Annotated in this window: 26 protein-coding genes; 21 read left to right on the forward strand and 5 right to left on the reverse strand. The window is 52.4% G+C overall.

Translation table 11 applies throughout. The features are described 5' to 3' along the window. The first annotated feature begins 17 nt into the window (after nt 1-17). From BUA93_RS13960 to BUA93_RS14010, 11 genes are all read left to right on the forward strand, one after another. Nucleotides 18-2,177: a hypothetical protein gene (locus BUA93_RS13960; RefSeq protein WP_072980434.1), complete on the forward strand. Its 2,160-nt coding sequence runs from the start codon at nt 18-20 to the stop codon at nt 2,175-2,177. Further along, entirely contained in the window at nt 2,177-4,120 is a 1,944-nt protein-coding gene (locus tag BUA93_RS13965) for a preprotein translocase subunit SecA (protein WP_083597482.1), read from the forward strand. Before BUA93_RS13960 ends, BUA93_RS13965 begins: the two co-directional genes overlap by 1 nt. A 237-nt stretch (nt 4,121-4,357) precedes the next feature. Continuing rightward, a complete protein-coding gene (locus BUA93_RS16365; RefSeq protein WP_072980436.1) occupies nt 4,358-5,131 on the forward strand; it encodes a DUF6261 family protein in 774 nt (257 codons plus the stop codon). Nucleotides 5,132-5,533: 402 nt separating this feature from the next. Then, complete coding sequence (locus BUA93_RS13975) at nt 5,534-6,385, forward strand: aldo/keto reductase (RefSeq protein ID WP_072980438.1); 852 nt, start codon at nt 5,534-5,536, stop codon at nt 6,383-6,385. 21 nt (nt 6,386-6,406) lie between these two features. Then, entirely contained in the window at nt 6,407-6,994 is a 588-nt protein-coding gene (locus BUA93_RS13980) for a DapH/DapD/GlmU-related protein (RefSeq protein WP_072980440.1), read from the forward strand. A gap of 121 nt (nt 6,995-7,115) precedes the next feature. After that, complete coding sequence (locus BUA93_RS13985) at nt 7,116-7,733, forward strand: flavodoxin family protein (RefSeq protein ID WP_072980442.1); 618 nt, start codon at nt 7,116-7,118, stop codon at nt 7,731-7,733. A 61-nt stretch (nt 7,734-7,794) separates the two neighbouring features. Then, the gene (locus tag BUA93_RS13990) at nt 7,795-8,619 is read left to right on the forward strand and encodes a phosphatase PAP2 family protein (protein WP_072980444.1); all 825 of its coding nucleotides are present in this window, start codon (nt 7,795-7,797) and stop codon (nt 8,617-8,619) included. A 158-nt stretch (nt 8,620-8,777) separates the two neighbouring features. Beyond that, entirely contained in the window at nt 8,778-10,199 is a 1,422-nt protein-coding gene (locus BUA93_RS13995; RefSeq protein WP_072980446.1) for an AAA family ATPase, read from the forward strand. Between the two features lie 180 nt (nt 10,200-10,379). After that, nucleotides 10,380-10,712, forward strand: coding sequence for a putative quinol monooxygenase (locus tag BUA93_RS14000; protein ID WP_072980505.1), 333 nt, complete (start codon nt 10,380-10,382; stop codon nt 10,710-10,712). 4 nt (nt 10,713-10,716) lie between these two features. Next, nucleotides 10,717-11,448: a flavodoxin gene (locus tag BUA93_RS14005; protein ID WP_072980448.1), complete on the forward strand. Its 732-nt coding sequence runs from the start codon at nt 10,717-10,719 to the stop codon at nt 11,446-11,448. Nucleotides 11,449-11,476: 28 nt separating this feature from the next. Next, nucleotides 11,477-12,514: an amidohydrolase family protein gene (locus BUA93_RS14010; protein ID WP_072980450.1), complete on the forward strand. Its 1,038-nt coding sequence runs from the start codon at nt 11,477-11,479 to the stop codon at nt 12,512-12,514. Nucleotides 12,515-12,517: 3 nt separating this feature from the next. Here the strand turns inward: BUA93_RS14010 and BUA93_RS14015 are convergent, their stop codons facing one another. The 3 genes from BUA93_RS14015 to BUA93_RS14025 all read right to left on the reverse strand — a co-directional run bounded on the left by BUA93_RS14015 (nt 12,518) and on the right by BUA93_RS14025 (nt 15,572). Continuing rightward, nucleotides 12,518-13,321, reverse strand: a complete 804-nt coding sequence (locus BUA93_RS14015) for a LysR family transcriptional regulator (RefSeq protein ID WP_072980452.1) — start codon at nt 13,319-13,321, stop codon at nt 12,518-12,520. Between the two features lie 82 nt (nt 13,322-13,403). Then, nucleotides 13,404-14,393 carry a RhuM family protein gene (gene rhuM, locus BUA93_RS14020; protein ID WP_072980507.1) on the reverse strand — a complete coding sequence of 330 codons (990 nt, stop codon included), beginning with the start codon at nt 14,391-14,393 and terminating at the stop codon, nt 13,404-13,406. A 240-nt stretch (nt 14,394-14,633) separates the two neighbouring features. Continuing rightward, entirely contained in the window at nt 14,634-15,572 is a 939-nt protein-coding gene (locus BUA93_RS14025) for an aldo/keto reductase (protein ID WP_254793996.1), read from the reverse strand. 181 nt (nt 15,573-15,753) lie between these two features. Between BUA93_RS14025 and BUA93_RS14030 the strand changes: the two genes are divergently transcribed. Next, a complete protein-coding gene (locus BUA93_RS14030) occupies nt 15,754-16,791 on the forward strand; it encodes a PDDEXK nuclease domain-containing protein (protein WP_072980511.1) in 1,038 nt (345 codons plus the stop codon). Nucleotides 16,792-16,813: 22 nt separating this feature from the next. Here BUA93_RS14030 and BUA93_RS14035 read toward each other — a convergent pair whose 3' ends face one another. Beyond that, a complete protein-coding gene (locus BUA93_RS14035) occupies nt 16,814-17,389 on the reverse strand; it encodes a TetR/AcrR family transcriptional regulator (protein ID WP_072980454.1) in 576 nt (191 codons plus the stop codon). Between the two features lie 144 nt (nt 17,390-17,533). Between BUA93_RS14035 and BUA93_RS14040 the strand changes: the two genes are divergently transcribed. The 4 genes from BUA93_RS14040 (at nt 17,534) to BUA93_RS14055 (ending at nt 20,282) form a co-directional block, all read left to right on the forward strand. Then, entirely contained in the window at nt 17,534-18,082 is a 549-nt protein-coding gene (locus BUA93_RS14040; RefSeq protein WP_217651017.1) for an acyltransferase, read from the forward strand. A gap of 29 nt (nt 18,083-18,111) precedes the next feature. Continuing rightward, nucleotides 18,112-18,630, forward strand: coding sequence for a nuclear transport factor 2 family protein (locus BUA93_RS14045; RefSeq protein ID WP_217651018.1), 519 nt, complete (start codon nt 18,112-18,114; stop codon nt 18,628-18,630). Between the two features lie 14 nt (nt 18,631-18,644). Beyond that, the gene (locus tag BUA93_RS14050; protein ID WP_083597486.1) at nt 18,645-19,577 is read left to right on the forward strand and encodes an aldo/keto reductase; all 933 of its coding nucleotides are present in this window, start codon (nt 18,645-18,647) and stop codon (nt 19,575-19,577) included. 192 nt (nt 19,578-19,769) lie between these two features. Next, nucleotides 19,770-20,282 (forward strand): flavodoxin, encoded by a 513-nt coding sequence (locus BUA93_RS14055; RefSeq protein ID WP_072980517.1) that lies wholly within the window; start codon nt 19,770-19,772, stop codon nt 20,280-20,282. 168 nt (nt 20,283-20,450) lie between these two features. Here the strand turns inward: BUA93_RS14055 and BUA93_RS14060 are convergent, their stop codons facing one another. Further along, complete coding sequence (locus BUA93_RS14060) at nt 20,451-21,332, reverse strand: substrate-binding domain-containing protein (protein ID WP_072980458.1); 882 nt, start codon at nt 21,330-21,332, stop codon at nt 20,451-20,453. Nucleotides 21,333-21,553: 221 nt separating this feature from the next. Between BUA93_RS14060 and BUA93_RS14065 the strand changes: the two genes are divergently transcribed. Genes BUA93_RS14065 through phoU form a run of 5 tightly spaced genes read left to right on the forward strand, consistent with a single transcriptional unit; the run spans nt 21,554 to nt 25,721 of the window. Further along, complete coding sequence (locus tag BUA93_RS14065; protein WP_072980460.1) at nt 21,554-22,570, forward strand: hypothetical protein; 1,017 nt, start codon at nt 21,554-21,556, stop codon at nt 22,568-22,570. 4 nt (nt 22,571-22,574) lie between these two features. Continuing rightward, the gene (gene pstC / locus BUA93_RS14070) at nt 22,575-23,447 is read left to right on the forward strand and encodes a phosphate ABC transporter permease subunit PstC (protein WP_072980462.1); all 873 of its coding nucleotides are present in this window, start codon (nt 22,575-22,577) and stop codon (nt 23,445-23,447) included. Next, nucleotides 23,444-24,277, forward strand: coding sequence for a phosphate ABC transporter permease PstA (pstA, locus tag BUA93_RS14075; RefSeq protein WP_072980464.1), 834 nt, complete (start codon nt 23,444-23,446; stop codon nt 24,275-24,277). The genes pstC and pstA overlap by 4 nt, the downstream gene beginning before the upstream one ends. Beyond that, the gene (gene pstB / locus BUA93_RS14080) at nt 24,277-25,035 is read left to right on the forward strand and encodes a phosphate ABC transporter ATP-binding protein PstB (RefSeq protein WP_072980466.1); all 759 of its coding nucleotides are present in this window, start codon (nt 24,277-24,279) and stop codon (nt 25,033-25,035) included. Before pstA ends, pstB begins: the two co-directional genes overlap by 1 nt. After that, the gene (phoU, locus tag BUA93_RS14085) at nt 25,035-25,721 is read left to right on the forward strand and encodes a phosphate signaling complex protein PhoU (protein WP_072813056.1); all 687 of its coding nucleotides are present in this window, start codon (nt 25,035-25,037) and stop codon (nt 25,719-25,721) included. Before pstB ends, phoU begins: the two co-directional genes overlap by 1 nt. The last annotated feature ends 77 nt before the right edge of the window (nt 25,722-25,798 follow it).

Genomic DNA, 25,798 nt, shown 5'->3' on the forward strand with positions numbered 1-25,798 from the left:
TCTGGCACGGGAAAACTATGCCTCTCGATAAACAGCGCAAGATTTTCCACGAGTCGTGGTACCGCCTTGCGGGGAGCCGTATAGCTCTCCGTTCGAGCGTCCGCATTCACCGCCAGATATATCGGGGCGTCTTGTGGTATGTGCTCTACGAGCCGTTCACCAACCAGTATTTCCGCCTGCCGCAGGGGGCCTATTCCTTTGTTTCTCGACTTTCCGTGAGTAGGACCGTGGGCGAGATTTGGAACAGCATGCTGGAAAGCGGCGAGGGCGACATCCCCGGCCAGGGCGAAGTCATCGAGATGCTTGCGCAACTGTACCAGGCGAACATGCTGCTTTATGACGGCGTGGAAGATGGCACGAAACTTTTCGACCGCGACAAGAAAAAGACCCGCAAGAAGGTCAAGTCCACCTTGCTCAATATCTTTTTCCTGCGAATACCGGTATTCGACCCCGACCCGCTCCTGAACCGTTTACGGTGGCTAATCCGCATCCTGCTCAGTACGCCGATGATGCTGGTGTGGCTTGCGACGGTCATTGTCGCCGTCAAGTACGGTGTCGAGAACTTCGACGCACTCAAGGACCAGGGCGCGGGGTTCCTGGCTCCGTCGAACATTGGCTGGGTGTACGTGTGTACCGTGTTCGTGAAGCTGTTCCACGAGTTCGGGCATGCGAGCGTCGTCAAGAAATATGGCGGCGAGGTCCATACGCTGGGCGTGATGTTCATGCTCCTTGCGCCGCTGCCGTATGTGGATGCCACGGCGAGCTGGTCTTTCCGTAAGAAGCGGCACCGCGCCTTTGTGGGGGCCGCGGGAATGCTCTTTGAGTTCTTTATAGCCTCGGTGGCGCTCATACTCTGGGCGAACCTGGGCGGCGGCACGGCCCGCGCGCTCTGCTACAACGTGTTCATCATCTGTTCGGTCTCTACGGTGCTGTTCAACGTGAACCCGCTCATGCGCTTTGACGGCTACTACATATTGACCGACCTGCTGGACATGCCGAACCTGCAACAGCATTCCGTACGGCACCTGCAGTACCTTCTGGAACGATATGCCTTCCGTAAGCGTGACGCGGAACCGGTCGCCTTCAGGGCGAGCGAGAAGCTGATATACACGGTTTACGGGATATCCAGCGCTGTCTACAGGTTTTTCCTCTTTGCGGGGTTTATCGTCGCCATATCGGCGCATTACCTGATACTTTCGTTTGTCATGGGCGTGCTGCTTTGCCTTACCATGGTGGTTATTCCGGTAGGCAAATTTTTCAGGTATGTTTTCTGGGGGCCGGGGCTTTCGCAAGTCCGCAACCGGGCCTCTGTCCTTACGGTAGCCTTTTTTGCCCTGCTGTTTGCGGCGCTGTTCTACTTGCCCGTTCCCGATACGTTTACGGCCCCGGGCGTACTGGAAGCCCGCCATTACGAGAACACCATAGCGAACGAGGGCGGCTTTGCCACCAGGCTATACCGCGAAAGCTACAGTGCGGTAAGGAAGGGCGACACGCTAGTGCTCCTGGAGAATCTGGAAATCAAGTATGCCGCCGAGGCCAAGCGCTCCGAAATACAGGAAGCGCGGCAGATGTATTACCGTGCACTGAACGAGGCCCCCGAGGACATGCACCCGCTCGAAAAGCGACTTTCGGTATTGAAGCAGGAGCTTGAAGAACTCGAAAGGAGCGAGAAGGAACTTGCCCTGGTTGCTGGGATGGACGGTATCTGGAGTGCGCCCGGCATCGAGGACTATCAGGGGCGCTGGGTAGGCAAGGGTGATTCGCTGGGCATCTTGCTGGATACGACCGCGTTCGATTTTTTGGCAGTGGTAAACCAGGAAGATGGCGCAAGGTTGTTTACGGACAAGCCCGTTCGCGCGTCGGTGCGCTTGCACGGCGATGTATTTAAGGAATTGAAGGTTGTCTCTGCCATGGCTATCCCCAGTGCGCAAGACCGCTTGCCCTCGAATGCGCTGGGTTGGCTCGGGGGTGGGGAAGTCGAGACGAAGAGCGACGGGTATTCGGAACAGACGGCGGAACCCGTTTACCTTGTAAGGGCCGAGATGCCCGATTCGATGGATGTTCGCCGTCTGCACGGAAGGACGGGAAAGATTCGTATTCAGCTTGGCTATGCTCCCTTGGCCGTCCAGGGGATACGCAAGGTACGGCAGGCGTTGCAAAAATACTACAAGATGTGATGGACTTGACTGGCGACTACAGGCTTACTTCGTTGAAACGCGTGGAGAAGATTCCCGTGGGTATTGACGCGTTTGTGTTCCGGCTTGTCGGACGCTTCAGGAGCCGCCGTTCCGTTATCAGGCGTATTCTGCGGACCGCACGGAAAATAGACAGCCTTGGCCGTAGCCTTTCGGACCAGTCTGACGCCGAGCTGAAAGGGCGGATAGAAGGGCTTGCCGCCCTGCTCAAGCGTCCTGTCAATGACTCGACCCTTTGCGAGGCATTCGCGTTGATGCAGGAGGCCGCTTTCCGGACGATGGGGTATAGGCCTTATGTGGAGCAGATTGCGGGAGCCCTTTGCCTTTATCATGGCTATATCGCCGAGATGTCCACCGGCGAGGGCAAGACGATTACCGCCGCCATGTGTGCAGCGGTGCGCGGCTTGTCGGGTATGCCGTGCCATGTGATAACCGCCAATGATTACCTGGCAAGCCGCGACGCACAGATAATGAAGCCGCTGTTTGACTATTGTGGCCTTACCGTGGGAGCCGTGACCGGTGCGATGAAGCCGGAAGAACGAAGGGCGGGCTATGCCGCCGCGATTACCTACTCTACGGCGAAGGAAGTGCTGGCCGACTTCTTGCGGGACCGTATCGCCATGGGAAAAATGCAGAACTTTTCGAAGCGGCTTCTGGACCGTTTTAGCTTGCAGGGCGGGGAGTTCGGCAGGGGAGTGGTACAGCGGGGGCTATGCACCGCCATTGTCGATGAGGCTGATAACGTGTTGATTGACGAGGCCGTGACGCCGCTGATTATTTCTAGAGAAAACAAGAACGAGGGCTTTAACGAAAGCTGTAGACAGGCCTACGAACTTTCGGGAAAGTTGCAGGAAGGAATCGACTTCCTTGTCGATGGCAAGCTGCGCACAATCCATTTCTTGACGGACATGGACGAATGGCTCGAAGGCCCCGCGTCGAGCGGTTTTTCCAAGGCTGCATTCCTGAAGGACCTGATTCGGCAGGCGCTGACGGCGCGATACCTTTTTGTAGCCGGTCGCCAGTATGTCGTGGAAGAGGGGAAGGTCGTAATCGTGGACGAGTCCACGGGCCGCAAGATGCCCATGCGTTCCTGGAACGGCGGGCTTCACCAGATGATAGAACTGAAGGAAGGGCTGGAACTTTCGGGGCTCAAGGAAACTGAGGCCCGAATGAGTTTCCAGCGATTCTTTAGGCTCTACAAGAATTTCTCGGGTATGACGGGGACCGGTAAGGAGGCCCTCGGTGAATTCTGGACTATTTACGGGTCCCCGGTCCTCTGCGTCCCGAACCATCGCCGCTGTCTTCGCAAGATTTCCATGCTCAGGATTTTCTCTACAAAGGAAAGCAAGCGTGTCGCCATAGTCCGTGAAGTGATGAATGTACATGCGACGGGCCGCCCCGTGCTTATTGGGACGAAGGATATAGACGAAAGCGAAACGCTGGCCGAAATGATTACGGCTCTCGGGCTTGAATGCCGCGTGATAAATGCCGTGCGTAGCGATGACGAGGCCGCGATTATCGAGCGTGCCGGACGCCTGGGCGCGATAACTGTCGCGACAAACATGGCCGGGCGTGGCACGGATATCAAGATACCGGACAAGGTAAAGAAACTTGGCGGACTGCACGTGATTGCCACGGAATGTAACCCGTCGTCCAGAATCGACCGGCAGTTGTTCGGGCGCGCCGCAAGGCAGGGCGACCCCGGCAGCGCAAGCCACTACGCAAGTTTCGAGGATGATGTGCTGCGCCGGAACCTGCCGGGACCGCTGTGGACCCTTATGCGGCATCTCGGACGGCTCTCTGCGCTCGCCGTGAGGTGGGCGCAGTATTCGGCGGGCAGAAAAGCGATGAAAAGTCGCCTTTCGGTGCAGCGGACAGACACCTGGCTGGAAGATTCTCTCGGCTTCAGTGGGAACGGCGTGTAGGACTGTGTAGAATCTACACATCGCCGTGACACAACTTTTACAAAAAATAATGCAACCCAGACAAAGTTTTTAGTTAGTTTGTACTCAATTACACTTTGTCCTTAATTTTTGTTTTTTCGTCGGAAACGGGCATTTGGGGTGATACGCTTTTGAAATTTTGGCGGTATCTTTGAAGACAAGGGAACGCAAGAGTTCCTGAGACAAAAACCGACAACCTTCAAGAACGAGGATAGAATCATGATGAAGATTCACGCTCTCAACTACAGAACACTCCGCAACGAAGAATTCCTGGGACTCCACAAGTACTTCGTTGAGCAGACTGCAAGCATCACCAGCGAAGAGATTCGCAAGTCCATCGAAGCCTACCGCACCTCTGTAACCGAATACGCTAACCTCATTGAAGTGTCTGTCGACGAATCTGCCGCAAGGGCCGTCAGCCGCCTTGATTCCGAACGCAATGCCGCCTACTCCTCTTGCAGGAACTTTGCGAAGAGCCTCAAGTCGCTTGCCGACGGCGGCGTGGTTGCCACGGGAGAACGTCTCCGCAAGATCTTTGCCGAGAACGCCGACCCCACGAGGCTGAATCAGGACCAGTCCACGGGTACTTTCACGAACCTCATCAATACCCTCAAGGAAATTGGTGATGACAAGTTGAGCGCCTGCGGATTCAAGCCCTGGCTCGAAAACCTCGAAAGCAAGCACAACGAATACCTGACGGCGGTGCAGAACCGCAACAAGGAAATCGCTTCGAAGGTGGCCGACGCCAACAAGGTGTATCGCGAACGCTGCCTCGAAGGATTCGGAATCGTGACGACGCTTGCTATCGGCAAGGCCACCCTTGACAAGGACGAAGGCTGCATCCAGTTCATCAACGCTGTGAACAGCCACATCGACCAGAAGAAGGTGCACCTGAAACTTCGCAAGGGAAAAGGGAAGAATACGACCGTGTCTCCCGAGACGACCGTGGTAGATTTCCCCACCGAAACGAAGGAAGAGGAAAATGCCGCATAGCTGTAAACGACATAACTTGAATAACATTGCTCCTGCCTGATAAAAAATCAGGCAGGAGTTTTTTGTTTTACAGGGCGTGGCAGATTAGGCCGTGCCCTGTGTTGCGAGGGGGAGCGGGGGGCCCCCCGCAGCGTTAGGGATAGTGACCCCTTGGGGACAAGACCCGCGCAGCGGGGCTTGGTTCTGGGAGGTGAGCGGCAAGCGTAAGCGAAGCCGATTGCCCCCAGAATATAGCCCGACCCACACGACAGTGTGGGGAACGCCTATGCATCGACAGCGATATCGGCGAGATTGTTGCGGCTCTCTTCTAGTGCTCTATAACGCCATGACTATTTATGCAAAAAAGGCTTGACTTAGAGTGAACTCTAATGTTTATATTATTCATAAAAAAGGAGACGTGTTATGGAAAGAATCAGGTTGAACGACGGTGTCGAAATTCCGGCAGTGGGATTTGGCGTATTCATGATTCCGAACGGTGGCGAAACTTACTGTGCCGTGCTGGACGCACTCAAGGCGGGGTACCGACATATCGATACGGCAGCCGCCTATATGAATGAAAGCGATGTAGGCAAGGCCGTCCGCGATTCGGGTATCAAGCGCGACGAAGTCTTTATTACAAGCAAGCTCTGGCTGCAGGATTACGGCTACGATGCGGCCAAGAAAGGTGTCGATACATCCCTCAAGAACCTTGGCATGGATTACATGGACCTTTACTTGCTGCACCAGCCCTACGGCGATGTCGAAGGGGCCTGGAAGGCCCTAGAAGATGCCAAGAAGGCGGGGAAAATCCGTTCTATTGGCGTAAGCAACATGACGCCGAAAATTTGGAACAGTTTCGTGCCCCGTTTTTCGACAATTCCAAGCGTGAACCAGGTGGAATGCAACCCCTATTTCCAGCAGAAGGAACTGCGCAAGATTCTTGACCCGCAAGGTGTCAGGCTGGAAGCATGGTATCCTCTGGGACACGGTGATAAGGGTTTGCTTGCCAACGAGACTGTCGTTGCGCTGGCAAAAAAATACGGCAAGAACGCAGGGCAGGTGATTCTCCGGTTTGAAATCCAGAGCGGAATCATTGTATTGCCCAAGTCTACCAACCCGGAGCGCATCAAGGGGAATCTTGATATCTTCGACTTTGAACTCTCCGAAGACGAAATGGAGCAAATGAGGGTTTTGGACAAGGGGAAAGGGACCCACGATCCGGAAGCTCCCGGCGTAGGCGAAATGCTCCTGAATAATTACAAAATTCACGAGTAAAATGTAATTAAAGGAGTGAAAATGGATTACAAACAAGGTTATGTTTACGAATTGATGGATAACGGCGGGCCTACCAACGTTCGGGAAAGTTATTTCAAGGAGGCCGTTGACGAGATGATGCGGTCGCGTGTTCTTTGCGCCAAGGCCAACGCCAAGTTGCCCGACGATCCCGGCTATGTCAAGGACCTAGAAGAACTATTCGGCCGGAGCCTCGACGGAATCCGAATTTTGACCCCGTTCATTTGCGATTTCGGGAACCGCGTCAAGTTCGGCAAGGGCGTATTCATCAACCATTCCGCCATACTGAGCGCTTCTGGCGGAATCGAGTTTGAAGACGGGGTTTCCATTGCTCCGGGAGTACGTATTGCGACAATCAACCACGATTTCAACGAACGTCATACCAAGTACACCTACGGCAAGGTCACCATCAAGAGAAATGCATGGATTGGCATGAACGTGACGATTTGCCCGGGCGTAACTGTCGGCGAATATGCAGTGGTTGCTGCGGGAGCAGTACTCACGAAGGATGTGCCCGCCTATGCTGTGGTGGGTGGCGTCCCTGCGAAAGTCATCAAGATGCAGGACCCAGCTGAACAGAAAGAAAGGTAAAAAACGTGCGGTCAGCCGAATAATTTCATTTCAAAGGAGATGTCGCCGCGGTCGTAGGGGAATTTTCCCTTGTCGACGGAGATTTTTATATTTAAGAAAGATAGCCCAAAAGGAACATTCCATGAAAAAACTCGCTAGAATTTACACTCTTGTCTTAACGCTTGCGCTTGCCCTGCTTTCCTTGGTGGGCTGCGCCGAACGCAACAGGGCCGACCAGAATGCCGATGCGGATTTCTCGAAAAAAGGCGATGTGCTGGTGGTGTATTTCACCTGGTCTGGGCACCTGCGGAGCATGGCGCACTGGATTGCCGACGAAGTCGGAGCCGATTACGCCCGCATCTTGCGCAAGGAAGAATACCCTGTTAGCTACAACGAAACAGTCGATGTCGCCAAAAAGGAAAAGGACGGAAACATTTATCCCGAGATAAACCTCTTCCTGAGCGACGAAGAAATGAAACGTTACAAGACTGTGTTTGTCGGCTTTCCGGTCTGGTGGTACGACGTGCCGATGCCCGTGATGACATTCCTAAAGCAGGTAAACCTGCAAGGCAAAAACGTCTATGCGTTCTTCTCTCACGAGGGGTCCTCTGACGGTGCCGGGAGCCTCCCTACCCTCGAAAAGCTGATGCAGGCGAAGGGTGCTGCATTCGACAAGAAAACCGCCCTTTCTGTGCGTGGAAGCAAGGTCAAGGATTCCGAAAACGTTGTCCGCGATTGGGTGAAGGCGCTCTCGAAATAATAAACGAGGTCAAATCTTGATTTTTCGTCTAGACAAAATAGCGCTTCGTTGGATAGTGGTTTTGGCTTTTGCCTGTGCCACGGGTTCCGCTGCTGTCGAAGCAGATTCCGTAACAACCTCGGTGACTGTCGATACCGCGCAAAAGCTTTCCCCGTTCGATCACCTGGGCCATAATATGTTGCTGAGTGCGTTCGGCTGGCCGCTCGGGTTCCACATGCTCGGCGGTGCGCTTACGTACAAGTTTTCGATGGAAAATAACGACTTGATGGTGGCGCGTTTTGCGGCCCGTCAGGACCAACTTGTTTACGGCATCGCGTTCACTCCCGGCATGATGATGGGGACATTCTTCCCGATTCTAGTTCCGGGCTACATGTACTTTATCAGCGACAACCGCGCACTGAACAACACCGGCGCCGTCGCCGTGCAGGCTACCGCCGTGGCGTTCCTCTACAACAATATTCTCAAGGCGATTTCGGCTCGCGAGCACCCTGATGCGGAACTCAACAGTGGCGAGCGTTCCCGCGATTTCAAGTGGGGGTTCTTCAGGCGCGGAGTCTTTTACGGCTGGCCCTCGGGGCATTCCATGACCAACGCGGCCATGGCCATGAGCATCGCAAGCTACAACCGCGACAAGCCCCTCGTCGTGGCGGGCTGCGCCCTGTATGCAGGCTACATCGCCACAAGCATGGTTCTCGGCGCAAAAGGGGAGGCCCACTGGTTCTCCGACGCCGTCGCGGGAACCTTGATGGGAGCCTCCATCGGCTGGTATATCGGCAGCGTGTTCTACAAGGAAAAGGTCGGTGAAAGGCAGACCCCACCCAAATTCACCATCGCCCCGCTATTCTACGACGACACCAAAGGCGCCGTGCTCAGCATGAGGATATAAGCCAAACGCTTGGTACACAACCTTGCGTATCGATGAAATTTACTTGTCTTTCGCCAAAACTCATCGTTTTAGCGAGTTTTGGCGAAAATAAAGATAATATCTCGCCAAAACTTAAATTTTTATTGACTTTTGGCGAAAAATGTTGTAAATTTAAGATCATGAGTATAATTGGAAGAAATTCTGAAATCGAACTGCTAGAGCGATATATCGCCTCTAAAAAGGCGGAATTCATCGCTTTATACGGTAGGCGTCGCGTAGGGAAAACCTACCTCATCAACCAAACCTTCAAAGGCCAATTCGCTTTTTCAATGACCGGAGTCTTGGAAGGTAGAAAGGACGACCAAATAGACGCGTTCCTTGACGCCATGGACATCTTCGGTTACAAGAGCAATGAACGTCCTAAAAATTGGATGGAAGCGTTTTCTCAACTGCGCAAAGCCCTTTCGGACAGAATTTCTAACGGCAACCCCTGTATCGTTTTCATTGACGAAATTCCAAGCCTCGATACACAAGGTTCTGGTTTTACAAAAGCCCTTGGGCATTTTTGGAATAGTTGGGCTTCGACCCAAGACAACTTTAAACTCATCGTATGTGGTTCCGCAACATCCTGGATGATAAAGAACCTCATAGACAGCAAGGCCGGGCTGCACAACAGGATTACACACGAGATAAAGCTTTTGCCTTTTACGCTCAAGGAAACCGAGGAATATCTACTCTCAAAAAACTTCACTTGGTCCAGGCAAATGGTCTTGCAGTCGTACATGTTCACAGGCGGTGTTGCCTACTACCTCAGCCTCTTCGACGAAAGCGAAAGCCTTGCCCAAAACATAGACCGACTTTACTTCTCCGAAAACGGGGAAATGCGGCGCGAATACAAGCGACTTTTCAAGACTCTTTTCAATGCGGCAGAACCATACATGCGTATTGTGGAAACACTCGCTCAAAAAAAACAGGGCATGACCCGCAAGGAAATCATCGCGTCAATGAAGGCTGAAAAAGGCGGAACCCTCTCCGAGCAGATTCAAAATCTCATCGAATGTGGATTTATCCGAAAATACATGGTGCGCGAAAAGAAGGTCGTCAAGGAAAACAGCGGCATTTATCAGCTGGTCGATCCGTTTACCTTATTCCACCTATACTTCAACGGCAAAGCCAAGGGCGACACCCGCTTTTGGGAGAACCACATCAATACCCCTGTCGTGAATACTTGGCTTGGGCTTGCTTTCGAAAAAGTCTGCCTGCTCCATACTCAACAAATTAAAGAAGCTCTCAGGATTGATGCGATTTCGACACAGCAGTATTCTTGGCGCAGCAAAGACAAGAAAACACCTGCCCAGATTGACCTGATTATTGACCGGGCCGACGGAATGATAAACCTTTGCGAATTGAAATACTCCGAAATAGATTACACCCTTACCGAATCGGAATTCAACAAGATGGAACGCCGTTTTGCAGCGTTCGTGAGCGAAACCGGAACCCGCAAGGGAATATTCAAAACGCTCATTACGGCAAGTCCTTTGAAAAAGAACCAATATTCAGAATCAATTCCCGTTAAGCTTACTGCGGATTGTTTATATTGAAAAGCTTTTGTTTTCACTATGCGTCCCGCGCATACTGAGCATGAAAAATAAGCATTTTGTGCATGCTTCGAAAATATTTATATTATATGCAAAGCATTTCGGAGTGGTCCAATGAAACTCAAGTTTTTAACAATTTTTTCAATCCTTGCGCTCGCTGCGAGCGTGTTTGCGGAGAGTGCCATGAGCAACATTACGGTAAACCTGCGCTATACGGGTAAGAACGGGGCGGCAAAGAAGTTCGCCGAAGAGATGGTTTCTAGCGGGACGGTGGCGAAAATCCGTGCCGAGAAGGGCAACATCCGCTACGAATATTTCCAGTCGCTGGACGATCCCGAGACCATCTTGCTGATTGACGCGTGGGAAAGCCAGGCTGCCATCGATGTGCACCACGCCTCGCCCATGATGAAGACGATTGCGAAGCTCCGCGACAAGTACGACTTGAAAATGACTGTTGAACGCTACACGCCCGACAACACCATGCCCAAGACCGACGAAAAGTTCATCAGGAAGTAGTCCGATGAAATCGCCCGCGTTGTTTTCGACATTGCTGCTGGCTCTGTTTTTGGGCTTCTTTGCCGCGTGTTCCGACGACGGCTCGTCTTCTCCGACAGGCGCCGGGGAAGCTGTCGAATCCAGCGTCTCGCAAGACGGCAAAAGCTCCGCGACTTCAAAGGACGAAACTTCTTCAAGTTCGGAATCAACCGTTTTGAGCAACTCGGCTAATTCAAGTTCGGCGACATCCAGTTCCGCGACATCGGCGAATAAATCCCGCGGCAAGACGCTCGTGGCTTACTTCTCGAGAACGGGCAACACCAAACCGCTGGCCGAATACGCCGCGGAATACCTGGACGCAACATTATTCGAAATCACCGCAAAAACCCCTTACACCGACGAAGACATCGCCTACTATACGGACTGCCGTGCCGACCGCGAACAGAAAGACGAATCCGCCCGCCCCGAAATCGCGACCGCTGTCGAGAACATGGACGAATACGATACCGTCATCATCGCGCACCCGATATGGCACGGGATCGCACCCCGCATCATAAGCACGTTCCTCGAAAGCTACGACTTTTCGGGCAAGACCTTGCTCACCTTCTGCACGTCGGCTTCAAGCCCGCTAGGCCAAAGCGCCAAGCTGCTGCAGGAACTCACGCCCAATTCCACATGGCTCGAAAGCAAGCGCTTCGCCATCGGCACCAGCCGCGAAGAAATCGAAGAATGGCTGGAAGAAGTTTTGCGCCCGTAACCCATAGTCGACCATCATCGGGATTGCCATGAATTTTAAGAATTACTTAACTGCAAGCGTTGTTTTGACCGCATTCCTGGCCGCGGCCGCCTTTGCCGGCGGTGCCATCGACGTTCATTCCCACGTGATTCCTGCGGATTATTTGGCCAATTTGCAAAAGCATAACGCTCTGCTGGACGAAGGTTTTCCGCTCCCCAAGTGGGACGTGAGCGCCCACCTGAAATGGATGGACGAAGCCCAGGTGCAGACGTCCGTTTTGACGCTCGCTGCCCCGCAGCCCTATTTTGGCGACGCGAACGAAAGTGCCGCCATCATCCGCAAGGTGAACGAGGCCGGTACATCCCTGAAAAAGCAACACCCCGGTCGATTCATGTACTGCGCGGCACTCCCGCTGCCCGACGTGAAAAAGTCCATCGCCGAAGCGGCTTACGCCATCGATACGCTCAAGGTCGACTGTATCAAGCTTGCGACCAACGTAAAGGGTCAGTACCTGGGCGCGCCCGAACTGGACCCCCTGTTTGATTACCTGAATAAAAAGCACGCCGTCGTGATTCTGCACCCTCACAGGCCGGAGCCCGTCAACAAGGACGTGATGAAGCAGACGCCGCTTGCCATGCAGGAATACCTTTCCGAAACGACCCGTGCCGTCACCAACATGATTTCCAGGAACGTGCTGGCCCGCTACTCGAACGTGAAGGTGGTGGTGCCCCATTGCGGTGCATACCTCCCGCTCGCCTTGCCCCGCATGAAGTCGCTGATTCCCGTGATGCAGCAGAACAAGCTCATCGGGAAAATCGACTGGGAAAAGAACCTGGCATCGCTCTATTACGACCTTGCCGGAGCGCACTCCGCAGAGACCATCCGCATGATGCTCACCGTCACCACGCCCGATCACCTGCTTTACGGCTCCGATTACCCCTACGTGGCACCCAAGGTGCTTACCGCGAGCATCGAACGGCTCAAGGCCTACCTGAAAAAAGAGGCCGACCTTGCGCCCTATTACGACATGATTCTTGAAGGCAACGCCCGCGCGCTGTTTGGCGATAGGGCGACCAGCGGGAAATAGATTCTACGCTAGCGTCACTTTGAAAAATTCCACGTTCATTTCGCGGTCGGCGAGCGGTACAATCTTGCGGTCCTTGGGAATTTCGTAATCGAACTGGTGGTCCGAAACGAATGTCAACAGCGAAGACTGCTCAATGAGCTTTGAAATGCCCTTCGTGCTGTCGTGCTTGATGAATATGGCGTCGGGAATCTTCTTGCGCTTGACCTGCTCCCAGAAGCCCACGTTGCTGCGCTGGATGATGGTTTCGCCCTTGAGTTCCCGGAGCCGGATGGATTTGCGCTTGGCCAGCGGGTGCTTTTTCGGGAGCGCAATCGAGAGCCGCTCCTGCATGTATTTTTCGGCGCGGTATTTCTTTGCGCGGGGGGCCTTGAGCGTGATGCCGATATCCGCCGTGCCCTCGTTCAGCGCCTTCAGCACCCCCGCCTCGTTGTCGATAATCTTGTAGGTGACCTGTGCCCCCGGGTGCTTTTCTTGCAGTTCCTGCATCATCCGTACTGCGGGGAGGATCGCCATCGATGCGATGGAGTATGTGCGCGTGCCCGCTCCCTGCGGGCTGACCTTTTCCATCATCTCGCTTTGCAAGTCCATGATGCGCTTCGCGTATTCGGCGACCGTGCGTCCCTTCTCGTTCAGCTCGATGCGGTTCTTTTTGCGCTCGAAGAGCGGAGCGCCGATTTCGTCTTCCAGCTTTTTGAACGCGCGGCTCACCGCCGGCTGCGAAGTGTAGAGCTTGTCCGCTACGGTAGAAAGGGTCCCGTATTCTAGGAACCCGGCCAGCAAACGCAAAATGTAAGTCTCGACAAACATAAAAAGCCCCTTTTGGGGATGAATATAATAAATCCGCTATGCGTCAAGCGAATAGTGGGGGAGTTTTTTGAATTAAAATGCACTATTTTCCTTTTGTATTTTGCTCCACTTTCGCAATGACTTCGGCGGGTGTCACGAAATCTAGCACGCTAAAAGCAGTCATTTCGTTACCCATATCTTTAAACGAAGCTCCAAAGTGATATACAGTGTCGTCGACCAGAAGAAAACGGTCGTGAATCGTGCGCATGGTCTTCAATTCTAGTTCAGGATATTGCTTCTTGTGCAAGTCTGCCGCAGTCTTGAATTCAGGTGTAATTCGTGAGGAGTAGATTTTTGCCGAAACGCCTTTTGCTCGCATGGCAGCAAATTTCAGCACCTCGATGGTGGCATATGGGTCAATAAATACCACGGACTTTTTTGCCCTCTTCACAAGATCAGAAATCAGCACAAAACCGTCAAACCGCGTTCCGGTCGCAAGAATCCCACCCGTTGGAGTTTGTGCCGCATTCACGAAAAAATCTATACGTTGTTCGACTGCTGAAAGTCGGGAGTCCTGTTCGCCGAGACGTTTTTCTGTGGTGTTCCTAAATTCCGCAATTTCTGCGCCCTGGTCTTCGATGAGTTGCCGCTGTTCGTGCAGACGGTCCACAATCTGCAAATCGGTCGATATTTTTCGCTGGTTTATGGCGTAACCCTTGAGCATGTATTCCTTGAGAACTTGGTTTGCCCAGCGGCGAAACTTGACTCCGCTTGCGGACTTTACGCGATATCCGACCGAAATGATTACATCAAGGCTATAAAAAGCAACCGGTTGCTTTACGCCATCAACACGCAAAAAATGCGTGTTGTTGTCTTTCTCGACTTCCTCCGAAAACACGTTGTTGATGTGCTTTCGTAACGTTTTCTCGTCTCGATTGAAAAGACGCGCCATTTGGTTTGCCGTGAGCCACACGGTCTCGTTTTCTACACGCACCTCCAGCCGGACTTCGCCTTCCGGCTGGTAAAGCACGATTTCGCCCCTGTTTTCGTTCCCGACCTGGTCGCGAATCTCAATTTTATCCTTTTTGCTCATTTTTACTCCATAAAAAAAGCCGGCCTTTGGATACATTAAAAGCCCAATTTCCATTGGGGATATACCAAATAGCCGACTTTTCTAGTCGAACGTGGCTTGCAGGCGGAAATCCGCTGCCAGTGCCTTTTAGGGGATAATATACAAAAATTTAGCCCCAAAACGTTTTTTTATTCAATAAATGCATTGTATTGGATAAAAAACACACTTTTTTATCCAGTTTGACTAAAATTTTGACGATTTTCACCAGTTCTCGTAGCGGTGGCCCGTATCGAGGGCGGCGATTTGCTTCATTTCGTCGTCTGTCAACTCGAAATCGAAAATCGATATGTTTTCTGCGATGTGGTCGGGGTTCTTGGAACCTGGAATGGCAATGTAGCCCGATTGCACATGCCAGCGCAACACCACCTGTGCGGCCGATTTCCCGTGAGTCTTCGCTATCTTTGCGACAACCTTGTTCCCCAAGACATCTTCGGTGTGGCCGCGCCCGCCCAGCGGGTAATAAGATTCTACTACAGCGCCGTATCGTTTTGCGTATTCCTTGAATTCCGTGTTCTGGTAAAACACGTGGTTTTCGTTTTGCACCACGGCAGGCTTGATTTCGAAATCGGCAAAAAAGCGCTTCGCCGTCTTTTCGGTGTAGTAATTCGATATGCCGATGGAACGGATTTTCTTCGCCTTCACCGCACGTTCCATAGCCTTGTAAACCGCCTTGTCCTCGGCGTCGCTCCCGTGCTGGTGCAACAGCATCAAATCAATATATTCGAGCCCCAGCTTTTCAAGAGAGTCGTCGATGTCTTCGTCCAGGGAACTGCTCCACGGCACCAGTTTCGACGTCACGAATAAATCTTCGCGCTTCACGAGCCCCTCGTCAATCGCCCGGCGGATTCCCCTACCCACTGCTTCTTCGTTGTCGTAATATTTTGCCGTATCAATCAGTCGATACCCGTTCTTGATGGCGACATAGACTGCGTCTTCAGCCACCTTGCCGCGCAAAGTCCAAGTGCCAAGCCCGAGAACCGGCATATCGAAACCCGAATTCAACTTGACCGTTGGGGCCGCCCCTTTGCTATTCTGCACGATTGAATCTCCTTTGTCCGAAACCTTCGGCACCGCCTGCGACGCCGCATCGCTCGAACACGCCATGAACAGGAAAACGAACAAGAAACTGAACCACCTCATGCCCTAAAAATAACCAAATTCCGCCATAAATCAAAATACTTATTTCGCATAAAAGATATGCTTTGAAAGCATAGTTTTACATTTTTCATCAAAATGTCATAATATGACATTGCAAGAATGTATATTTGCAGTGAGCAAAAAAGACCCGCAATTTCAAGCTTGTTTGCGGGCAGGAGCGAAAATGAAGAAAAAGACCGGAAAAGGAATAGAGATAGCCCAAGCCCAAAGCAATGGGTACAAGAATCTTGTAACGCAAATAGGCTCATTGCTGGTTGAAAGCCGTAAACAGGTGTTTCAAGCAGTGAACACCACTCTCGTAAATACCTATTGGCAAATCGGTCGTCATATTGTAGAATATGAACAAGATGGCAATGCGAAAGCCCAATATGGGGCAGAACTGTTGGATAACCTTGCTAAGGACTTGACTGCGCAATTTGGAAAAGGGTTCAGCCGATCAAACCTATTCCAAGTGAGGCTATTTTACCTAAAATTCCCAAAAATCCAGACACTGTCTGGAAAATTGACCTGGAGTCATTATACAGAAATCATCAAGGCAAACTCTGACTTGGAAATTGGTTTTTACACAAAGCAATGCGAAAACGAGAACTGGAGCGTCAGGGAACTCAAGCGTCAGATGAAAAGTCTGCTGTTCCATAGGATTGCCTTGAGCAAGGACAAGAAGAGCGTGCTGGAAATAAGCAAGCAAGGAATCCAAACGCAAAAGCCCGAAGACATCGTAAAGGACCCTTATGTTCTGGAATTTCTTGGGGTAAACGAAGACCAGAAATACCTTGAAGGAGATATCGAGGAGAAGGTTGTCGCCAACTTGCAAACGTTCTTGTTGGAGTTCGGCAAAGGCTTCGCTTTTATCGGACGGCAGTACAAGATGCAGATTGGTGCCAGACAGTTCAAAGTAGATTTAGTGTTCTACAATTACAATCTCAAATGCTTTGTTCTTATTGATTTAAAACGTGGCGAAATCGAGCATTACGATGTGGGGCAAATGAACATGTACCTGAATTTCTTCAAAAAAGAGGTCTGCGCCCAAGACGATAATCCGCCTATCGGAATAGTACTTGGTGCCTACAAGGACCAGTTGTTGATGGAATACGCGATGCAGGGAATAGAAAACAATTTATTCGTAAGCAAGTACCAACTTTATCTCCCCAAGCGCGAGGAATTGCAGGGCGAACTTGAAAAACTGCTTTCGGGAAAGTGACATAAAGACTCGCAATTTCAAGTTACTCCCTGTTCGCAAATGCCTTGATGCCGCCTTCCATGAGGGTTGCGGCGAGGTCAATCATTTGCTTAAGCGGGATTTTGCGGCCGTCTTGCACCCACTGGCGGTATAGCGCGAGCGTGGTGTTGTTGAACGCTCGCACGATATTCTGGACGCAGACTTGCTTGGTGTGGAGTCGCGTCGTTTTGGAATGGGTGTGGGCCAAGACCTTGCGTTGCATGGGTTCGCGCACGTAGTCCAGACGGCTGTCGCAGGTGATTTTCTTGAAGAACTCGTCTTGCGATTCCATGAACTCGAAAAAAGAGCGTACGATTTCCTTCTGGTTGTCGAGGTAGTTGTAGTCCTTCACGAGCTCAATATAGCGTTCCATGTAGCCCGCCTGGATTTCGCGGAGCACGTCGTCGGTGCTTTCGTAATGCAGGTAGAACGTGTTGCGGTTGATCATGGCGCGGTCGGCGAGCGCCTTGACGGTAATCTTTTCGTAGGGCATTTCGCAGACCATCTGCTTGAACGCCGTGTAGATGGATTCTTTGGTGCGCCTGATGCGCAAATCTTCTTTGTGGGAGGCTGGATTCATGCCGTAAAATATACAAAAATAATTTGCACTTTTTGAACATTTGTCGCTTATTTTGCACTAGCCCATAACTTGCCATTTGAATTCGGGCCAAAACAACCTATAATTCAAGTGTAAACAACAAAAATGCGCAAGCAAGGAGCACTTATGGACTGCAAAGAAGAAATCGTCGATTCCCGAATCCCGGACCCCGAGGCCTTTGAAATCGGCTCGAAGAACGCCCAGATTCTGTTCAAGTTGAACCACACCATGCCCATGACCGAGGAATACGGCAAGGTGGTCAAGGAACTGTTCGGCGACAATATCGGCGAAGGCACGATGCTCACGGCTCCGCTTCAGGGCGTGTGCTTTGAGCGTGTGAAAATCGGGAAGAACGTGTATATCGGCAGCAACTTGCTCCTGATGGCCCGCGGCGGCATCACCATCGAGGACGGCGCATGGATTGCGGCCAATGTGCAGTTGCTTTCGAACAACCACGACCTTTACGACCGTGCGGTTTTGCAGTGCAAGCCCGTGCTTATCAAGGAAGACGCTTGGCTTGGCGCTGGAGTTTCCGTGTTGCCTGGCGTGTGCATCGGTAAGCATGCCGTGGTGGGCGCAGGTTCCGTGGTCACGAAGGACATTCCCGATTACGCCGTTGCTGTGGGCAGCCCCGCCAAGGTGGTGCGCATGCTTGATCCGGAGAAATTCGCATAACCGCGGCACTTGCCGCAAGGAGAACCAAAATGAAAAAACTCGTTACACTTTTAACTGTCGCAGCGGCCCTTTTGTTTTCTGCTTGCGACTGCAACAAGGAGACACAAATGAAAATGGAAGAACTTATGGAAAAGCAGGCATTGAAGGAACTGGTGGACACCTTCTCGAATCTGGCCGACATGCGTGACACCAAGACCCAGAGCACGCTTTTTACCGAAGATGCCACCATGACTTCCATTGTGGGCGGAAACGCTTCTACGCTCAAGGGGCGTGACGAAATCGAGAAAGCCTGCGCCAAGTTCCTCTCGTTGTTCGATATGGTTTACCATTCCAACGGCCAGCAGGTAGTGACTGTCGATGGCGACCGTGCCAAGGGCGTGTCTTATTGCACCGTGATGCTCATCGGGAAAAACGCGGAAGGCGTGCGCACGCAGAATTTACAGGGAGTCCGTTATGAGGACGAATACCAAAAGATTGACGGCAAGTGGTATATCGCAAAACGCACTTCCCATTTTGAATGGTCCGATGTGCGCCCGGCGGGAAATTAATAAGGAGAACCAAAATGAACAAGACTGTTGCTATGATGCTTTCGACGGCGGCGCTGGCTGCTGCTGCGGGGACAGCCACCCCGAAGGTGAAACCTGTCACCATCCCGTTGAACGACGGGCGTGCCATTCCGCAGTTCGGGCTCGGCACTTACAATTCTTCGGTGGCCGAGGCGAAGGACGCATTGGCGGTGGCGCTCAAGCTTGGCTACAGGCACGTGGATACGGCTCACGCCTACCGTAACGAGCGTGGCGTCGGCGCTGCCGTGAAGGAGTCGGGAATCCCCCGCGAAGAAATCTGGATTACCTCCAAGCTCTGGCCCACGGATTACGACCACGGCAATGCGGCTGAATCTATCGACAAGATGCTGGAACGCCTGGGCGTGGATTACATCGACCTGGTTTACCTGCACCAGCCTGTGGGCGACTACATGGCGGGTTGGCGCGGCCTCGAAGAGGCGGTGAAGCAAGGCAAGATCAAGTCCATCGGGATTTCGAACTTTGACATGGACGAGCGTGCTTTCGACGAAATCATCGCGAAGGCGAAAATCAGGCCCGCCATCGTGCAGATTGAACTGCACCCGTATGCGCAGCGCAAGGCCTTCCGCGAAAAGTGCAAGAAGCTCGGCATCGCGGTAGAAGGCTGGTTCCCGCTGGGCGGCACCGGCGGCAACGCAACCCTCTTTGGCGACAAGACCATCAAGGAACTGGCGGCAAAGTACAAGAAGTCGCCCGCGCAGATTATCCTCCGCTGGCACGTGCAGGAAGGCTTCTCCACGATTCCCGGCGCCCGCAACCCGGATTACATCAAGGAAAACATCGAGGTCTATAACTTCAAGCTTTCCGAAGACGACATGAAAAAGATTCGCGGCCTCGACAAGGAAAAGCGCTTCTTTACTTCGACTCTCGCCGAAATCCAGCATTTCAAGGACTGGAATCCCGGCGACTAAGGGCCGTCATTGTCGCCGACCGTTTGCTCACTATGCACTACACGCATAGTGGGCATAAAAATTACGCATTACGCGGACGTCCTGAATTTATCTATATTATAATCAACCGGTTCAAGGAAATTTTTAACGAAAAAGGCGGATTCTATGAAAAAAATCACCTTGATTCTTTTATCACTTCTTCTAGGAGTCTCTATGGCAGCAGAAAAGAAAATCCTCGTTGTTTACTATTCCCGCGCCGATGAAAACTACACCGTCGGGAACATTTCCAAGGGCAATACCGAAATCATTGCCGAGATGATTGCGAAAAAGACGGGCGGCACGCTTTTGCATGTGGAACCCGCGAAGGAATACCCCAAGGGCTACGACGACTGCATCAACGTAGCCAAGAAGGAACTTGCGCAGGACGCGCGCCCGGCCATCAAGCCGGTGAACGTGAACCCCGAAGAATTCGACGAGATTTACGTCGGTTACCCGGTGTGGTGGGGTGAAATGCCCATGCCCATGTTCACCTTCTTCGAGAAGTATAACCTGAAGGGCAAGACAATTCACCCGTTCGTGACTCACGAAGGCAGCGGCCTCTCGGGTGTTGCGCGCCTCAAGAAGGTGACCGGCGCGAACGTGACTCCCGGCCTTGCCATCTACGGACACGTGGCCCAGAACGAACGCGACAAAGCCCAAAAGGAAGTCGATAAGTGGGTGAAGTAGGCGGCTTGCGCCTCACTTAGGATTGCTAGTCCTCTTCTTCAATTCAGTCCAAGAGCTAGCTTTCTCTAAAATCGGCCTTGGAGAGAATGTCTCTGGCCTGTCCAATTTGCTTGAATAAAAAAAAGAGATGAATCCTGTTCACCTCGTTTTCTTTTATGTAGCCTTTTTTTACTTTACATCATTCCACTTGCGGGTGAGGCCGGTGTAGATATCCCGCAGTTTTGCAAGGGAAATGTTGGAAATCTGGTTCTGCTTGTTGACAATCACGGCGATACCGTCCCGGGCGATGGTCTGAGGAGTCAGGGCTTCCAGTTCGCTGGGTTTCAGGTTGCGGCTAGCCATACCGATATCGCAGGTCCCTTCCTTGGCAGCCAGCATTCCCGAAGAGGAATCGTTGGTCTGGATTTCGATTTCCATTTCCGGGTTCAGGGCCATGTAGGCCTCCTTGAGCTTTTCCATGACCGGAGACACGCTGGAAGAGCCGGCAATGACGATCTTGCCCTTCAGCTTTTGGGCCTGGAACTTTTTGCCGTCGGAAACTCCGATGTAGCCGTTGCCTTCGATAATGGCCTGGCCGTCGGCGCTGAGAATAAAGTCCACGAAGTCCTTTACGGCGTCGTTCATCTTGCCCTTGGTGGCGATGTTGAAGGGACGGGCGATGGGGTACTTGGCGGCCTTGATGTTTTCCTTGGTGGGGGCGAATCCGTCAATGCTCAGGGCCTTCACGGAACCGTTCAGGGAACCTAGGGAAATGTAGCCGATGGCGTATTCGTTACCGGCTACGGAGCTCATGACACCCTGGGTGCCGTCGATGGTGATGGCTTCCTTGGTGGTATTGTCCTTTTTCTTTCCATCTTGCTTGATAAGGGTTCCCACCAGTTCGTTAAAGGCGTCCCGAGTGCCGGAACCAGCTTCTCGGGCGATGACGGAAATTTCAGGCTGCTTGGTGGTGGCGACTTCGACGTTCTTTTCGTTTTCTCCGTTGCAGGCTGCCGTAATACCCATTACAGCTAAACTAATTACACAAGCGGTTAAAGCCAGTTTTTTCATTCTTGATACTCCTTGGTTGGTTTTGAATGATGACCACAAGTTAGACAAGCTATGTAAAGACCCAATAGCATGTAGGGTAAAATCTTTGTAAAGCCTTTACTCCTCTTTTATTCGTTACAAGAACTTCTCAAATATTTTACTTCGACCCCTCTCCAGTTTTTACAATGACAATCTAAGTTGATGCCGTCATTCAAACAGGGCTTGGCCCAAAGGAGTTCAAAATGACGATTAAGAAATCTTGCATCATCGCAGCTGTTGTTACCACTATCGGCATGGCTAGCGCCGCCGAAGAATCCAAGGCCAGCGGCTTTGACTTGACCGGAAATATTCAAACTCAGGCCTACAAGGCATTTTACGACAATGAAAAGGAAAACACTCTGGATAACTTCTGGTTTCGAGCCAATATCGGCGGAACGTACAGCTCCGAAGATTTCGATGCCAAGGTGACTATCCGCATGTACGCCCCCCACTTTAATGGAGGTGCAGACAAGTTTCAGGCCGATACCTATTACGGAAATTACAAGTGGGCAACTTCCGGACTGAACTTGAAACTGGGTCACTGGAAGACGGATACGGAAGGTGCCGGCAACTTCGGTGCTTACCTGGACAAGAACCTTTCTAAGCGGGGCTTCCTCGCTCGTGACTATTCTCACGATGCCGTGGAGCTGGGCTGGAAAAAGGCCGGTAACCAGCTGAACATAATGGTGGGTACCGATGACGAAAACTTCAACAAGGGTTACCTCCGCGTGAACGACGACTTGAAACTGGGAGATGCCCTGAAGCTCGGTCTGGGTTACCGTGCCAACGTGCTTGATCCGGTGCAGTATAGCGCTGTCCTTACCCATGTGGTGGATTTCCGGGCCCGGTACCAGGCCTCCAAGCAGCTGGCGGTATACGCCGAAGCAGCGGCCATCATGACCGGCGAAGACGACGAGGTAAATGCAGCCTCCATTGAAGCGGGCACTGCCGTAAAGCCCCTCTACGGTCAGGATACCCAGTACTTCCCGGTGTACGGTGGCGTGGAATTTCCTACCGGCGGCATTTTCGACAAGGCCTTTGCCGAAGTGGAATACGTCGCTAACCGTGACGAACTGAACACCGATGCCGATGAATTGGGTTGGGCCGTAGGTTTTGTGAAAAAGATCGGTTCCCACGGAAAAATCCAGGCGACGGTCTATAGCGAAAACGAAATGTCCGATGTAGGCTTCAGCGCCCGCCTCACGACTACCATCAAGTAATCCTATGAAACTCAGTTTATCCAATCCATTTAAGGAACGGGCCGCATCCACCATCTTCCTGGTCTCTGCGCTGGCAAGCATCCTGTTTGTGGCCCTGATCTGCGTGTTCCTTTTTGCAAATGGTGTCCCTGCCATTCTAAAGATAGGCGTTCCGGACTTTTTGTTCGGAAAGGAATGGGCCCCCACGGACGAGCCTGCGATCTACGGGATTTTCCCCATGATTCTTGGCAGCCTCTACGTGACCCTGGGTGCCCTTACCATCGGTGTCTCGGTGGGGCTCCTGTCGGCCATATTCCTGGCCCGGTTTTGCTCCGAAAGGCTTCACAGGACCCTGAAACCCGCCGTGGAACTCCTGGCCGGCATTCCCTCGGTAATCTACGGCTTCTTTGGCCTGGTGGTTATCGTGCCCTTTGTGCGGCAGCACTTTGGCGGGAGCGGTTTCAGCATCTTGACGGCCTCGATCCTGCTCGGAATCATGATTTTACCGACCATCATTTCCGTTTCCGAAGCCGCCCTACGGGCGGTCCCCAACAGCTACTACGAAGGTTCCCTGGCTCTCGGGGCCACCCACGAAAGGAGCGTGTTCTTCACGGTACTTCCGGCGGCCACGTCGGGAATCGTGGCGGGCATTATCCTGGGCTTTGGCAGGGCTATTGGCGAAACCATGGCGGTGATTCTCGTGGCCGGTAACCAGGCCCGAATGCCCGACGGTATTCTCGGGGGTATCAGAACCTTGACCGCCAACATCGTGCTGGAAATGGGTTATGCCACGGACCTGCACCGTGAATCCCTCATTGCCACCGGCGTGGTGCTGTTCACCTTTATCCTCATTATCAACCTGCTGTTTTCCATTCTCAAGAAGAGGGTTATTAAATGATCGGATACTATAAGCGTTCGCCCCTTTCGCTGTTCCTGAGGATCCTCGTGACCCTGGCCATAGCTATTACGGTATGTTCCCTGGGGTTCCTGGTCCTCTATATATTGGTGAAGGGCATTCCTTTCCTGAAACCCTCCCTGTTTTCCCTGACCTATACTTCGGAGAACGTATCTTTCCTGCCCTCTATCCTGAATACGGTCATTATTGTGGCGGGTTCCCTCCTGGTGGCAGGCCCCCTGGGAATCTGTGCCGCCATCTATACGGTGGAATACGCCCGTCGTGGAAACAAGATCGTGGGACTGGTGCGGCTCACTACCGAAACCCTTTCCGGAATCCCCTCCATTATCTACGGCCTTTTCGGAATGCTGTTCTTCGTGACCGCCCTGCATCTGGGATATTCCCTGGTCTCCGGTATCTTGACTATTTCCATCATGATTTTGCCCCTGGTCATGCGCACCACCGAAGAGGCCCTGCGGGCAGTTCCGGATAGCTATCGCGAAGGTTCCTACGGCCTTGGGGCAGGTAAGCTCCGTACGGTGTTGTCGGTAATATTGCCGGCGGCTGTTCCGGGAATCCTTGCCGGCGTAATCCTTGCGGTGGGCCGCGTGGTAGGCGAAACTGCCGCCCTTATCTATACGGCAGGTACGGTGGCGGATTTCCCCAAGGGAATATTCTCTTCGGGTAGGACCCTGTCTGTTCACATGTACGAACTTTCTCGAGAAGGTTTCCATACCGGCGAGGCCTACGCCACCTCGGTCATCCTCATTCTGGTGGTCCTTCTCATCAACTGGATTTCTAACAAATTTGCAAAGAAAATCGGGAAAACCTAATGACCCCTAACGAAAAAATTTCTATTCGCGGCATGGACCTGTACTACGGTAATTTCCATGCGCTGAAAGACGTGAACCTTAACATTATGCCCAACGAGATCATGGCCTTTATCGGGCCCTCCGGCTGCGGCAAGAGCACCCTGCTCAAGTCATTGAACCGTATGAACGATCTGGTGGAAGGTTGCAAGATTACGGGCCACATCCTCCTGGATGGTCAGGATATTTACGGGAAAATGGACCCCAACATTCTCCGGAAAAGGGTGGGCATGGTGTTCCAGAAACCCAATCCCTTCCCCATGAGCATCTACGACAACATCGCCTACGGCCCCAGGACCCACGGTATCCGCAACAAGGCGGAACTGGACGAAATCGTGGAAAAGTCCCTGCGGAATTCCGGTGTGTGGGACGAACTGAAGGACCGCCTGAAAAAGAACGCTCTCGGTCTTTCCGGCGGTCAGCAGCAGAGGCTCTGCATAGCCCGTGCCCTGGCGGTTTCGCCGGAAGTGCTCCTGATGGATGAACCCACCAGCGCCCTGGACCCTATTTCCACCTCCATTATCGAGGACCTGGTTCTGGAACTCAAGAAGGACTATACCATCGTCATGGTGACCCATAACATGCAGCAGGCCACCCGTGTTTCCGACAGGACCGCCTTCTTCCTCTTGGGGGAAGTCATCGAAGTCAACAAGACAGAAACCCTGTTCTCGCTGCCCAAGGACAAGCGCACCGAGGACTACATTACCGGGAGATTTGGATAATGAGAAACCGTTTTGATTCGCAACTGGAAGCCCTGAACAGGGGCATTATAGAAATGGGCGCCCTGGTGGAAGATTCCCTGAAGGCCTCCATCGACGCCTTGCTGGCCTTTGACCGCGAAACCGCCAAGAAAATTGTGGTGGGCGACAAGGAAATCGACCAGAAGATGAAGGAAATCGAGACCCTTTGCCTGCGGCTTTTGCTGAGCCAGCAGCCCGTAGCCCGGGACTTGCGCCTGATTTCTGCTTCCCTGAAAATGGTGGGGGACCTGGAACGCATTGGCGATCAGGCTGCAGATATTGCCGAAATCGTGGCGGAGTGTACAGACCTGGATGGGGCTCCCCTGAAACTGGCCGCCATTCCGCCCATGGGCATTGACGTGCTTAAGATGCTGGCACAGAGTATCGATGCTTTTGTCCGTAAGGACTTGAAGCTGGCCAAGATTGTAATTGAAAGTGACGATGACGTTGATTTCCTTTTCCGCTCTGCCAAGCGGGAACTGGTGGAAACTATCAGGAAGACGGAAAGTGACGCCGAGAGCATTATCCATTCCATTATGATCGCCAAGTACCTGGAACGCATCGGCGACCACGCCATGAACGTAGCCCAGTGGGCCATCTTTGCAGAAACCGGTACTCATCACGGTGTCAGCCTCTTGAACGGGGTCGACGATTTCGATGATAAGTAAAAAAACTCCCGCGTAAGGTTTTACAAAGACCTTATAGTAAGATCATTGGAACTTTACGCGGGCAGTTTATATTTCGC

The organism is Fibrobacter sp. UWH4 (assembly GCF_900142475.1).
In the GTDB taxonomy this organism is placed as follows: domain Bacteria; phylum Fibrobacterota; class Fibrobacteria; order Fibrobacterales; family Fibrobacteraceae; genus Fibrobacter.

Excerpts from the sequence above, each read along its gene's own strand:
- BUA93_RS13960 (WP_072980434.1), top strand. The coding sequence starts at position 18 with ATGCCTCTCGATAAACAGCGCAAGATTTTCCACGAGTCGTGGTACCGC.
- BUA93_RS13965 (WP_083597482.1), top strand. The coding sequence starts at position 2,177 with ATGGACTTGACTGGCGACTACAGGCTTACTTCGTTGAAACGCGTGGAG.
- BUA93_RS16365 (WP_072980436.1), top strand. The coding sequence starts at position 4,358 with ATGATGAAGATTCACGCTCTCAACTACAGAACACTCCGCAACGAAGAA.
- BUA93_RS13975 (WP_072980438.1), top strand. The coding sequence starts at position 5,534 with ATGGAAAGAATCAGGTTGAACGACGGTGTCGAAATTCCGGCAGTGGGA.
- BUA93_RS13980 (WP_072980440.1), top strand. The coding sequence starts at position 6,407 with ATGGATTACAAACAAGGTTATGTTTACGAATTGATGGATAACGGCGGG.
- BUA93_RS13985 (WP_072980442.1), top strand. The coding sequence starts at position 7,116 with ATGAAAAAACTCGCTAGAATTTACACTCTTGTCTTAACGCTTGCGCTT.
- BUA93_RS13995 (WP_072980446.1), top strand. The coding sequence starts at position 8,778 with ATGAGTATAATTGGAAGAAATTCTGAAATCGAACTGCTAGAGCGATAT.
- BUA93_RS14000 (WP_072980505.1), top strand. The coding sequence starts at position 10,380 with ATGAGCAACATTACGGTAAACCTGCGCTATACGGGTAAGAACGGGGCG.
- BUA93_RS14005 (WP_072980448.1), top strand. The coding sequence starts at position 10,717 with ATGAAATCGCCCGCGTTGTTTTCGACATTGCTGCTGGCTCTGTTTTTG.
- BUA93_RS14010 (WP_072980450.1), top strand. The coding sequence starts at position 11,477 with ATGAATTTTAAGAATTACTTAACTGCAAGCGTTGTTTTGACCGCATTC.
- BUA93_RS14015 (WP_072980452.1), bottom strand. The coding sequence starts at position 13,321 with ATGTTTGTCGAGACTTACATTTTGCGTTTGCTGGCCGGGTTCCTAGAA.
- rhuM (WP_072980507.1), bottom strand. The coding sequence starts at position 14,393 with ATGAGCAAAAAGGATAAAATTGAGATTCGCGACCAGGTCGGGAACGAA.
- BUA93_RS14025 (WP_254793996.1), bottom strand. The coding sequence starts at position 15,572 with ATGAGGTGGTTCAGTTTCTTGTTCGTTTTCCTGTTCATGGCGTGTTCG.
- BUA93_RS14030 (WP_072980511.1), top strand. The coding sequence starts at position 15,754 with ATGAAGAAAAAGACCGGAAAAGGAATAGAGATAGCCCAAGCCCAAAGC.
- BUA93_RS14035 (WP_072980454.1), bottom strand. The coding sequence starts at position 17,389 with ATGAATCCAGCCTCCCACAAAGAAGATTTGCGCATCAGGCGCACCAAA.
- BUA93_RS14040 (WP_217651017.1), top strand. The coding sequence starts at position 17,534 with ATGGACTGCAAAGAAGAAATCGTCGATTCCCGAATCCCGGACCCCGAG.
- BUA93_RS14045 (WP_217651018.1), top strand. The coding sequence starts at position 18,112 with ATGAAAAAACTCGTTACACTTTTAACTGTCGCAGCGGCCCTTTTGTTT.
- BUA93_RS14050 (WP_083597486.1), top strand. The coding sequence starts at position 18,645 with ATGAACAAGACTGTTGCTATGATGCTTTCGACGGCGGCGCTGGCTGCT.
- BUA93_RS14055 (WP_072980517.1), top strand. The coding sequence starts at position 19,770 with ATGGCAGCAGAAAAGAAAATCCTCGTTGTTTACTATTCCCGCGCCGAT.
- BUA93_RS14060 (WP_072980458.1), bottom strand. The coding sequence starts at position 21,332 with ATGAAAAAACTGGCTTTAACCGCTTGTGTAATTAGTTTAGCTGTAATG.
- BUA93_RS14065 (WP_072980460.1), top strand. The coding sequence starts at position 21,554 with ATGACGATTAAGAAATCTTGCATCATCGCAGCTGTTGTTACCACTATC.
- pstC (WP_072980462.1), top strand. The coding sequence starts at position 22,575 with ATGAAACTCAGTTTATCCAATCCATTTAAGGAACGGGCCGCATCCACC.
- pstA (WP_072980464.1), top strand. The coding sequence starts at position 23,444 with ATGATCGGATACTATAAGCGTTCGCCCCTTTCGCTGTTCCTGAGGATC.
- pstB (WP_072980466.1), top strand. The coding sequence starts at position 24,277 with ATGACCCCTAACGAAAAAATTTCTATTCGCGGCATGGACCTGTACTAC.
- phoU (WP_072813056.1), top strand. The coding sequence starts at position 25,035 with ATGAGAAACCGTTTTGATTCGCAACTGGAAGCCCTGAACAGGGGCATT.